We start from the raw sequence: 11,812 nt of genomic DNA on the forward strand, positions 1-11,812 counted from the left end.
AATATTCGCTAAAAATAAAAGAAATCCTGCTTAGTTAGCAGGATTAATTAAAATTATTTCGGTTTTTGGGTCTATTCTGTGCCTTTTGTTCCTTGTTCCGTACCTTCAAGTGTATTTTCAGATACTTGCTGATCTTTCAGTTGGATTCGCAATTCCCTCAAGCGTTCATTCCGCTTGCGTCTGTATACCCATATGGGGATGGCAATAATCAGTAAAATTACCAGAACTGGTACCGCGGCCGCAAGAAAAACGAGAACTCCCTGCATAACTGCAAACAATACATTCAGACTGGAGCCCCATGCCTTCTCAACGCGCTCTGCTAGAGTTAGTTCATTCGGGTCAGACAATAACGGCTTTTTACCCGTTTGTTGATACATCCGCAGCTCTATTGTGGAATACGAAACATTTTGATCCAAGTAACGCATTCTGCCTTTGATTTGCTCAATCGCCTCTTGAACTTTGGCAAGTTCATTCGAGAATGCTAGTAATTCATCTGTCTTCGATGCCCTTTCCATAAAGCTTAGCAACCTGGACTCAACGAGCTGTTTAGCCGTCAAACGCGAGCTGAGATCAACATACTCTTCCGTTACGTCCTGTCCTTGAACGTTCCTCTGAAGTGCTGGACTTATCTTTTCTAGGCCATCCAGCATAGAAACGAATCCATTCGCTGCGACTTTAATCGTATACGTCCCACCCTTTTCACCCGTATTCGCACTCTCGGAGAACTGCAAAATGTAAGCACCGCTTAATGCAACGAGATCCCGCAGCTGGGTTTGAGCACTACTGTAGTCTTCGACTGGCATTACGAGATTGGCCCGATAAATAAGTTTGCGATTGAAGCCAGCTTCTTGATCGTTTCCACTTGCAGGAATCACCGCATTTGGCACAGCAGCTTTACCTTCTGTCGTTGATGCTTTCGTTGTTGATTCTTTCGCGATTGGAGCTGGAGCGACATTGCTTGCGTTTACATCTTTGTTGGTAAACTGATCCGCTGTCGCGCCGGTTGTTTGTACGCTGTTCATTTCACCTTTGGAATCTGCCATGGACGCAGAATGTTCACTCTTGGAAGATGAGCTGCATCCTGCCAAAGCCCCCAACACCAACATACACAAGACGACCATTACCCCAATCCTTGTTCTTTTCTTTATTCTCATTTCATGATGCCCCCATTTCCATTTACAGGATATACACCCTTCAAACGGAATATTGAACTCGAAAGTTGCACGGAAACAACACAAATAAAAAGAAAAACACCCTCCGATCCACAACTGTGGACCAAAGGGCATCTTCATCAAGCATTTATATTTTAGTGCTCATCCCAGCTATCTAGGTAAGCCTTTTGCTCATCTGAGAGCGCATCTACACTTGTACCTAGGGACTCAAGCTTAAAGCGAGCAACTTGCTCATCCAGGACATAAGGAACATTGACAACTGTATTTCCTAAAGATTGATACGTATCATTTACATGTTTCAAGGACATCGCTTGAAGCGCAAACGTCATATCCATAATTTCAGCAGGATGACCATCTCCAGCAGCAAGGTTAACTAAGCGACCTTCCGCTAAAATATACACTTTGCGACCATCTGTTAGTTGATACTCTTCAATGTTACGACGAACTGTACGTTTGGAAGAAGACAACGCCTCTAGCTCAGGTTTGTTCACTTCAACATCGAAGTGACCTGCGTTCGATAGAATCGCACCGTCTTTCATCACTTTGTAATGTTCGCCACGGATAACATCGCGGTTTCCAGTAACTGTAACGAAGAAATCACCTAATTTCGCCGCTTCAATCATTGGCATAACAGCAAAACCATCCATATACGCCTCAACGCCTTTGATAGCGTCTATTTCAGTCACGATGACATTAGCGCCTAAGCCTTTAGCACGCATGGCCACACCTTTACCACACCAGCCATAACCAACTACAACAACTGTTTTACCTGCAACGACTAAGTTGGTTGTACGATTAATGCCATCCCAAACGGATTGACCTGTACCGTAACGGTTATCAAACAAGTATTTGCAGTATGCATCATTAACAGCTACCATCGGGAAACCAAGCTTCCCTTCTTTCTCCATCGCTTTCAATCGAAGGATACCAGTTGTTGTTTCTTCTGCGCCACCGCGCACATTAACAGCCAGATCTTTACGTTCCGAGTGAAGAAGTGAGACTAAGTCGCCACCGTCATCAATGATGAGATCTGGTTTGGATTCCAAAGATTTAATTAGAAGTTCTTTGTATTCTTCTGAGCTCGGGTTGTATTTAGCAAATACCGTGATTCCATCTTCCACAAGCGCCGCACATACATCATCTTGCGTGGACAGGGGGTTACTTCCTGTGATCGTAACTTCAGCACCGCCAGCTTTGACAACTTTGGCCAAATAAGCTGTTTTAGCTTCCAAATGCAAAGAAATTGTAACTTTCAACCCTTTGAACGGTTGTTCTTTCTCAAATTGCTCACGAATTCGATTCAAAACAGGCATATGCGCCTGAACCCAATCAATTTTCAAATGCCCCTCTGGCGCGAGCGCCATATCAGTTACAATACTATTCGTTGCCGTTGTCATCTTCGTTCCTCCTACAAATAATAGATACGATGCGTGCCGTCTACCGGTATTGGCGTCTCAAGCAAATGTTGAAGCCAAACATTCCCATAACGATTGAGATAAGCACACCCATTATACACTCTTTCTTGGGGCTTGGCTAACGGAAAAATAGTTAATCGAACCCGGTCCAGCTGCCTGATTGCAGCATCGAATTGCGTATGCGACGCTTCGCTTGCTTTATGATGCAAATAATCGATTTGTTCCACGATTTTAGCTAGATTCGTATCGCCAAGCTTTTTGACGCCGGGATTGATCCCACCAAGAGACTCAACTAGAGGAGCGTATGTGCTTAGGAAGGATTCCTTAACAGCCTGGAAGCGTTCGTTAAGCTGAAGTGTGTCTTGTGCATCCAACCAAGCTTGTTTCCTCTCATCGAAGCGTTCCAGAACATCCGTCAAAGTAAGCTCATATTTATTCATCTGTTTCTTGACCGTGCCCTCGATCAAAGTGAACTCCAAGCGCGGCACCACTATCGGCATACGCATATGAAAATGCTCAAACGCTTGCTTCGTCAGTGCCCAGTAAGCAATTTCCCCAGGGCCTAGCACTGTCGCCAGAACCGGAAATAAATATTCCTGCATAAGCGGCCTAGACATAACATTGTTACTCAACTGATCTGGTGTTGATATTGCTTTATCAAGCAGATCTGCTTTCGTGTACCTAACTGTATTTTTCTTATCTGCAAAGTGCTCATCCTCACGATGGAGCAGCAACCTCGCACCATCGGCGAAAACAAAGAGGTTCGCTGCATCTTCATGAATCTCTGCTTGTATGCCATATCCCGCTTGGCTGACTTCAGCTTGACTTCGCATTAAGGAAGCGGCATACGATTCATTCTGCTCGATTAAATTCTCAAACATTGATGATTCTAACGCACGAACCGAAGGTTCATCAGCATCGATCAACACAAGCCCGTACTCACCGAACAGCATCGCCATCCAACGAGCAAATGCATCTGAAAGCGTTGCTCCATCTCCAACTGTTGAACGCATTTTCTCTAATAACGACGCCTTGAACTCCGTATCCATTAACGATTGATCCAACTTATGCAAGGCCTCTTCCCACGCTTCTGAGGATAATGGCAGGCGACTCACAGAGGTCCTAATACCAGAGGGATGGTCTACCTTCAACTTCTCAATTTGCCCCGTGTTCGAAAGCACATGGACGTGGTTGACTTCATCGAAATCGTGATCCTCTCCAGCGATCCAGAAAATCGGGACAACTGCGCGCTGCAGCTTGGTGCGCCATTCTCTTGCCAATTGAATAATCGTGATGGCTTTGTATAGAATCATTAACTGTCCGCCAAACAATCCTGCTTGTTGGCCACCAACGATGGCAAGCGTCCCCTCATCCCCTAATGCCGCGATATGTTTAAGCGCCTCTTCCGTATTCCCTACACGTCTATTATAGGCTTCTAGCGCCCCTACAAGCCGCTTTCGGTCGACGTGCGGAGCAGCATTAGCTCCATCCAACCATTGAACACGCCCTTGCCAATCTTCCACATTTCCAAAATGATAAGGGAACAACGATTTCGCATTGCCTTTATCTGTTATATAATCTTCCGCCAAAGTCTGATTTTTCTTCCAATGAAAAGTTTCCATTTGCATATGCGACCAGTTTCTCCTCTTCATAACAAATAAAACATCTATCCTTTGATTGTACACGGTAGCTCTGAAATCGTCAAAACTGTATTTTTTCTAATTACAATTATGCACGTAGCTAGCAACGAGGAAAAACCGCCCCTCGCGGGACGGTTAACCTGATTAGTATAAATGACAAGCTACAAAATGATTTGGTTCCACTTCTTTACTAGGCGGCATGGAATCCGCACACTTCGCCATCGCTTGTGGACAACGTGTACGGAACGGGCAACCACTTGGTGGATTGAGCGGGCTCGGTACATCACCTTGAAGAATGATACGCTCACGCGTGCGTTCAATTTCCGGATCTGGGATCGGAATTGCAGATAGCAATGATTGTGTATACGGGTGTAACGGTTTTGCGTAGAGTTCATCGGATGTCGTTACTTCTACAAGGTTTCCTAAGTACATAACCCCGATACGGTCAGAGATGTGCTTAACCATCGCCAAATCATGCGCGATAAACAAGTATGTCAAGCCCATTTCCTTCTGTAATCTTTTGAAAAGGTTAACGACTTGTGCTTGTACGGAAACGTCCAAAGCGGAAATCGGCTCATCCGCGATAATGAATTTCGGCTCAATTGCAAGCGCACGGGCAATCCCGATACGCTGACGTTGACCGCCTGAGAATTCATGCGGGAAACGGCTAGCATGTTCATCATTCAACCCAACTGCGCGGAGCAATTCCATAACGCGTTCCTTCCGCTGGGCACCTTTGTATAAACCATGGATATCAATACCTTCAGCAATGATATTTCCAACAGTCATTCGCGGGTTTAGGGATGCGTAGGGATCTTGGAATACCATTTGCATATTCCGGTTGAATTCCTTTAACTTTTTCCCAGTCAGCTTATGAACATCTTCGCCATCGAAAATAACTTCGCCTTCCGTTGCATCATAAAGCTTAATGATGGTTCTTCCAGCCGTTGATTTCCCACAACCGGATTCACCAACAAGACCAAACGTTTCACCACGTTTAATTTCTATAGAAAAGTTGTCTACGGCTTTCAGAATCTTGCCGTTTCCAAGATTGAAGTGCTTCTTCATATTGCGGATTTGCAAAATCGGCTTTTCAGACTTCGCCAATGTGTTAGACATGCCTATTACCTCCCACTCCTACTGGGCGTTCAACCTTCGGCGCATCCGGGTGAAGCAGCCAGCAAGCTGCTGAATGTGTTTCAGACAGTACGGAATGTGCTGGATCTTCTTCCAAACAGTGATTCATCGCGTACGGACATCTTGCTGCGAAAGCACACCCTTTCGGTGGAGCGAACAAATCTGGTGGAGTACCTGGAATTGGTACAAGCTCCTCATTTGTGTTCGTATCCAACCGCGGTACAGAACGAAGCAAACCCCATGTATATGGATGCTGCGGCTCATAGAATATTTCATCTACGGTGCCTTGCTCAATAATTTTACCTGCATACATAACGACAACACGCCCTGCCATATCAACAACAACACCAAGATCGTGGGTAATCAGGATGATGGATGAGTCCGTTTCGACAGAAATTTTCTTCATCAAATCAATAATCTGTGCCTGAATAGTAACGTCTAACGCTGTTGTCGGCTCATCGGCAATTAGAAGTTTAGGCGAGCACGCAAGAGCAATTGCGATCATAACACGTTGGCGCATACCACCAGAAAGTTCGTGTGGATATTGATGAATACGACCTTCAGGCGAATTGATGCCAACAAGCTTTAGAATTTCAATCGCTCTTTCTCTTGCAGCACTTTTACTTAAACCTTCGTGCTTGATCAAACCTTCCGTAATCTGATCACCGATTTTCATCGTTGGATTCAATGAAGTCATTGGATCCTGGAAAATCATACCCATTTCTGAGCCGCGGATCTTCTCCATTTGTCTGTTGGAAAGCTTGGTAATGTCCACTTTCCCATCAAACATGATCGAACCGCTTTTTATATAACTAGGCGGAGTAGGAATTAAACGCATGAGCGTTTGTGCCGTTACGGATTTACCGCATCCGGATTCACCTACAATCGCCAACACTTCACCTTTTTTCAAAGAAAAAGATACGCCGCGAACAGCTTGAACTTCACCCGCATAAGTCTGGAATGAAACTCTCAAATCTTTCACTTCTAGTAAATTGTCTTTGGTGCTCATCATGATTCACCCCTTCTTACTTGCGCATTTTTGGATCTAGCGCATCACGAAGCCCATCGCCGAGTAGATTGAAGCTCAATAGAATTAAGCTGAACACAATCGTCGGGAAAATAAGGCGATGCGGATATAACCGAATATAGTTAGCCCCATCTGACAACAAGTTACCTAGCGATGCCAGCGGCGGCTTTACACCAAGACCGATAAAGCTCAAGAATGCTTCAGTAAAAATTGCAGATGGCACAACGAATGTGATCTGTACAATAATGATACCAAGCGCATTGGGGATTAAACTACGCATAATTATTCTCATGGGAGAAGCTCCCAGTGTGCGCGAAGCCAATACGAACTCTTGTTCTTTGAGCGTAAGCATTTGACCACGCACAAGCCGCGCCATGGGAACCCAGCCTGTAATACTGTAGGCGATAATAATCGAAGAAACCCCTGAGCCAATAACCATGATCAGTAGAATAGCAATCAACAAGAATGGAATAGCGTAGACAATCTCAATGGAACGTTGCATGACTTCATCAACTTTCCCACCGTAATACGCAGAAATCCCTCCGTATATGACACCAATCACTAGGTCAATTAATGCAGCTGTAATACCAATAAATAAGGAGATTCGCGTCCCCCACCATACACGTGTCCAGACATCTCGACCGAAGTCATCTGTCCCGAAAAAGTGTGAACTGCTTGGAACTGCATTTTTAAGCTTTAAGTTTTGCGTCTGATAATCGTAGCTTGAAACAAATGGCACGATAATCGAAAGTACGATTAAAGCAACCAATATAATTAAGCCAGCCATAGCCAGTCTATTTTTCTTAAGTCGTCTCCAAGCGTCCTGCCAATAATTGAGTGAAGGTCTAACAATGACTTCACCAGTTAGAGATTTATTTGCAACGGGAGCAAACTTGAAGGAAGTCTCTGTTGAATCTTTTGGAGTTTGCATGAACTATTTCCCGCCTTTCCCAAGACGAATTCTGGGGTCTACTATGCCATACACAACATCAGTAATAAAAATAACGACAATCAGAATTGCTGAGTAAAATATCGTTAATCCAGAAATCATTGTATAGTCATTCGAATATACAGACGATACAAAATGTTTACCCAAACCTGGTACACTAAAAATTTGTTCAACAACTAACGTACCTGTGATGACGTTTACAAATATTGGACCGATAATCGTGATAACCGGCAATATTGCATTACGAATTGTATGCTTAACTACAACTGTCATAGTTGATAAACCTTTTGATTTCGCTGTTTTAATATAATCTTGATTCAAAACGTCTAACATAGAAGTACGCATTAACCGCGCCAAGATTGCAATTGTACCAAAGGACAAGGCAATAGCTGGCAATACTTTGTATTCAGGACCTTTCCATAAACCAGCAGGTAAAATCCCCCACTTAACACCTACGTAATAAGAAAGCATTGGCCCAAGTACGAAGGAAGGAATGGAAACACCAAGAATCGCAATGAACATAGCTGTGTAATCCCCAGCTTTATTATGTTTCAAGGCTGCAATAATCCCTAAAGTTAAACCAACAACAATTGCGATCACAATTGAGATTAATCCAAGTTCTAAGGATGACGGGAAAGCTTGTTTGATGATATCCGTAACTTTATGAGCAGGAAATTGAAAGGAAGCTCCTAAATCGCCATGGATGATATTGTTCATGAATGTTAAGTATTGTTCCCACAATGGCTTATCAAGACCATATTGCTTCATCAACATATCTCTCGTAGCTTTCGGAATCTTCTCAGCGCCTTCTCCTAATGGATTACCTGGCAAGTTTTTCATTAGAACGAAAGTAAATGTTGCGATTAGCCATAACGTAATCAACGCATATAGGAAACGGCGAAGAATGAACTTAATCATATTGCTCCTCCTTTATTAAAATATAAGACAAGAAAGTTAGAAGAGGCCGCTCCCACGAGGTGCGAACGGCCTCTTCTGATTCAAACTACTTTTCAAGATTACTTAACCGAAGTCCATTTCAATTCCCACTCTTGACCAAAAGATGGAAGAATCAAACCATCAATATTAGCTTTTTTCAGGTACGCACGAGTACGGAAGTACAATGGAGCTACACCTTGATCATCCATAAGGATTTTCTCAGCTTCAACCAAAGATTTAGCACGTTTCGTTGTATCGGTTTCCGTTTGAGCGGATTTCACAAGCTTATCGTACTCAGGATTGCTGTAATCGCCTTCGTCAAATTCTCCGCCTGTTACCCACATATCCAAGAACGTCATTGGATCGTTGTAATCTGCTCCCCATAGGGATAGAACGATATCGAAATCTTTCTTGGAGGAAAGCTCGATACGCAATGCGTGAGGAACTGGGTTCGCTTCAGCAACATAGTTAAGGTTTTGTTTCCATTGTGCAAGGATGAACTCAAGTGATTTTTTTGCAGTTTCAGTATCGTCTGCGTTCACTTTCATTTTAGGAAGTTCTTTCAAACCAAGCTCAGCCAAACCTTCTGCAAGCAACGTTTTTGCTTTTGCTGCATCGAACTTCGGTTGTGTCTCACCAGCTGTTTTACGGAATTCACCGCCAGCACCGTCGGAAGTACCACCTGGCACTAGACCCGTGGAAGCAACGGAACCATTAGCTAGAACTGTATCTACATAAGCTTGACGATCGATTGCCATACCGAGTGCTTGACGAATTTTTTTGTTCGCAAGAGCTGGTTGTTTTTTCACTTGATACATCAAGTAAGAGTTCGTCAACTCTGGTTTAGGTAGGTTGTCCGGTTTTCCTTTGTACAAAGTTAATTGATCACGATTGATTTCTGTCAAATCAGCCGCGTCTGTTTCATATAGGTTAAGGCCTGTGTTTGTGTCTTTAACGATATTGACTGTTGCTTTTGTTAATTTCACATTCGCAGCATCCCAATATTTTTCATTTTTAACTAGCTCAAGTGTTTGGCCATGATCCCATTTGCTCAAAATAAACGGACCTGCACCGATAACTTTATCAGCTTCTGCACCATATTTGTCGCCAGCTTTCGTTACGAAATCTTCACGTTGTGGCAAGAAAGTTCCGAATGCAAGCATTTGTGTAAAGAAAGCAACTGGTTTTTCTAGTTTAATTTCAATTTGCTTGTCGCTGATCGCTTTAACGCCAAGTTCATCTTGTGCTTTTTTAACTTCTTCAGGAGTTTTCGCTTTAGTAACAGCTTCTCCACCTTTAATCCAAGCTACTACGAAGCTATATTGCCCTTTTGTAGCAGGATCCAACGTACGTTTAAAGGAATAAATGAAATCTTGTGCTTTCACTGGTTGTCCATCAGACCAATTCGCATTGTCGCGAATGTCGATCGTATACGTCAAACCATCAGGAGAGATTTTAGGCATATCTTTTGCAAGACCAGCTACTGCTTTACCGTCTTTATCTGTACGATATAGACCTTCGTTAAATGCGCTAATAAAAGTAAAAGCAGCATTTGCAGTTGCTTTGGAGCTGTCCATAATCGGAGGCTCAGCAGAGAAGTTGATCTTAATTTCTTGAGGTTTGTTGGAAGCTGGAGCCGAAGTACCTTTTGTACCATCCGTTGGTGACACTGATGGAGTTTCCTCACTTTTACCACAACCAACTGCCACACTACCCATAAGCGTTAATGCTACTGCTGTAGTAACCCACTTTGTCGCTTTCATATAAACTCCTCCTTTAAAATATGTATGTCTAGACATCTATGGTCAGGTGTTTTGTTAGCTTTCATTACATAAGCATTACACCTTCAACCCAAAAACTAGTGAAACCGCTTTTTCAATGTTAGTTTATATCCCTCAAACCTCTGGTAAAAAAATTTACTAGAGTCTACGCAAGGAATTATAACATATACATAGAGTTTGTCTACAATTAATTTACCTTTGACTAAATAACAAGTAAAAAAATTTACCTTAACGATTTTTAATTATACAACCATCGGTCAATAAAATCTAGACGATTTTCTTTGTTATTTTCTACAAATCTCAAAGAAATATTACAATCATCCGCTTAATTTTTGCCCATAATATTTAATTTGTGGAAAATAAAATGATTTTCATGTTGAAAAAAGGTAGTTTTTACCTATGTGAACGAAAAACAACAGAATATATAACGCAGATAGGCCAACAAAGCTAAGCCGCCATACCAGTCTGCCTACTTTGATTAGATTAGTTTCCCCCTTCAAATGATTTTGATAACCACCAATAATCCCAAAAGCAATTAATAAGACTAGGACAATTAACCAGAAACCAAATTGGGTGTGAAATAATTTATTCCACATCAAGGATACAGACCCTAGCAGAAACATAGTTGTGACATCCATTGTAAACCTCGTTGTCATCTTCTTATCCTTCAGAAATAGGAAGATGAGGAACCATACCAAAACAAACGTGATAAATGGCGCCACAGCCAACGTGGCATATATGGTAGATAATAGACTAACGAAACTATTCAGCAAAAGGTTTCACCTCTTAATTTTCTATCGCTTTTATCAATCTATACACCAAGCTATGTATAGGTAGTTCTAAGCCTATTTCATTGCCCATCTCCACTAAACTGCCATTTAAATAGTCAACTTCCGTAAGTCGCGACGCCTCGATATCTTGCAACATGGAGGAATGGTTCGCTTGTGTCGCCTCACATACAGCCGGAATGGTATCCCATAACTCAGCTGGCAGCTTAACACCTTTGGCAGCAGCCAATCCAATCGCTTCTTGATAAAGATCTTTCATTAAAGAAAGACGCCATGTTGAATGCAGTAATTCACCATTGGGAATACCTAGAATAGCTGTAAGTGGGTTAATGACGGCATTGATGACTAGCTTACTCCAGATTCTAACTTCCATATTTTTCGACAATTCCGCGCAAAATCCTGCTAACTCTAACATCTGTACAATGAAAATATGTTGATCATTAGAAGTTTCAATACGATCTGTCTGCAACGCCCCCAGATACGTTATGCCATGTCCTGTATGTTTGACAGATGCAGGTCCTACTCGCTTGGCCCCTTCTGTTGTGACGGCAAATAAAAGCTTGCTCCACCCGATAGCTTGACTTAATTTCACTTCATGGCCAACGCCATTTTGAAAGCATATAAGGAAAGTGTTCGAAGTCATCTGGCTTTGAATATAATTGATAAGTTCATGAGATATTGCTGGCTGCTTTACCATAAGGAGAATATAATCGACTTGCTGCGCAAGCGGATCTACATCTTCGCTCGTCGCCTCGGAATAGCATCGAAATCGGATAGACTTCTCTAGAGTCGGCTCTTGCGAGTCCATGCCAACGATTTGAATACCACATGCCGCCAATTCAGCAGCTTGTCCTTCAGATCGTGTTACTACCGTTAACCGCGAACAAATTGGAGCGAGTTTAGCAGCAAAGAGAAGGCCGAGAGAACCTGCGCCGATGATCATGATATGCATGTAAATACCACCTTT

Annotated in this window: 10 protein-coding genes; all 10 read right to left on the bottom strand. The window is 42.7% G+C overall.

The window, feature by feature from the left end; genetic code table 11:
• Positions 1-71: 71 nt before the first annotated feature.
• On the bottom strand, positions 72-1,154 hold the full coding sequence (locus tag A8708_RS32080; RefSeq protein WP_068670711.1) for a DUF4349 domain-containing protein: 1,083 nt from the start codon (positions 1,152-1,154) through the stop codon (positions 72-74).
• 152 nt (positions 1,155-1,306) lie between these two features.
• On the bottom strand, positions 1,307-2,569 hold the full coding sequence (locus tag A8708_RS32085; protein ID WP_068670713.1) for an adenosylhomocysteinase: 1,263 nt from the start codon (positions 2,567-2,569) through the stop codon (positions 1,307-1,309).
• Between the two features lie 11 nt (positions 2,570-2,580).
• A complete protein-coding gene (bshC, locus tag A8708_RS32090) occupies positions 2,581-4,215 on the bottom strand; it encodes a bacillithiol biosynthesis cysteine-adding enzyme BshC (RefSeq protein WP_068670715.1) in 1,635 nt (544 codons plus the stop codon).
• Positions 4,216-4,371: 156 nt separating this feature from the next.
• Entirely contained in the window at positions 4,372-5,346 is a 975-nt protein-coding gene (locus A8708_RS32095; RefSeq protein ID WP_068670717.1) for an ABC transporter ATP-binding protein, read from the bottom strand.
• Complete coding sequence (locus tag A8708_RS32100; RefSeq protein WP_239696916.1) at positions 5,339-6,373, bottom strand: ABC transporter ATP-binding protein; 1,035 nt, start codon at positions 6,371-6,373, stop codon at positions 5,339-5,341. The genes A8708_RS32095 and A8708_RS32100 overlap by 8 nt, the downstream gene beginning before the upstream one ends.
• A 16-nt stretch (positions 6,374-6,389) precedes the next feature.
• A complete protein-coding gene (locus A8708_RS32105) occupies positions 6,390-7,322 on the bottom strand; it encodes an ABC transporter permease (RefSeq protein WP_068670721.1) in 933 nt (310 codons plus the stop codon).
• A gap of 3 nt (positions 7,323-7,325) precedes the next feature.
• Positions 7,326-8,258 carry an ABC transporter permease gene (locus A8708_RS32110; protein WP_068670723.1) on the bottom strand — a complete coding sequence of 311 codons (933 nt, stop codon included), beginning with the start codon at positions 8,256-8,258 and terminating at the stop codon, positions 7,326-7,328.
• A 98-nt stretch (positions 8,259-8,356) separates the two neighbouring features.
• Positions 8,357-10,039, bottom strand: a complete 1,683-nt coding sequence (locus tag A8708_RS32115; protein WP_068670725.1) for a peptide ABC transporter substrate-binding protein — start codon at positions 10,037-10,039, stop codon at positions 8,357-8,359.
• Between the two features lie 389 nt (positions 10,040-10,428).
• Entirely contained in the window at positions 10,429-10,830 is a 402-nt protein-coding gene (locus A8708_RS32120) for a DUF3397 domain-containing protein (protein ID WP_082927942.1), read from the bottom strand.
• 13 nt (positions 10,831-10,843) lie between these two features.
• Positions 10,844-11,797: a ketopantoate reductase family protein gene (locus tag A8708_RS32125; RefSeq protein WP_068670727.1), complete on the bottom strand. Its 954-nt coding sequence runs from the start codon at positions 11,795-11,797 to the stop codon at positions 10,844-10,846.
• Positions 11,798-11,812 lie beyond the last annotated feature (15 nt).

Source organism: Paenibacillus oryzisoli (genome assembly GCF_001653565.1).
GTDB classification, from domain to species: Bacteria; Bacillota; Bacilli; order Paenibacillales; family NBRC-103111; genus Paenibacillus_E; species Paenibacillus_E oryzisoli.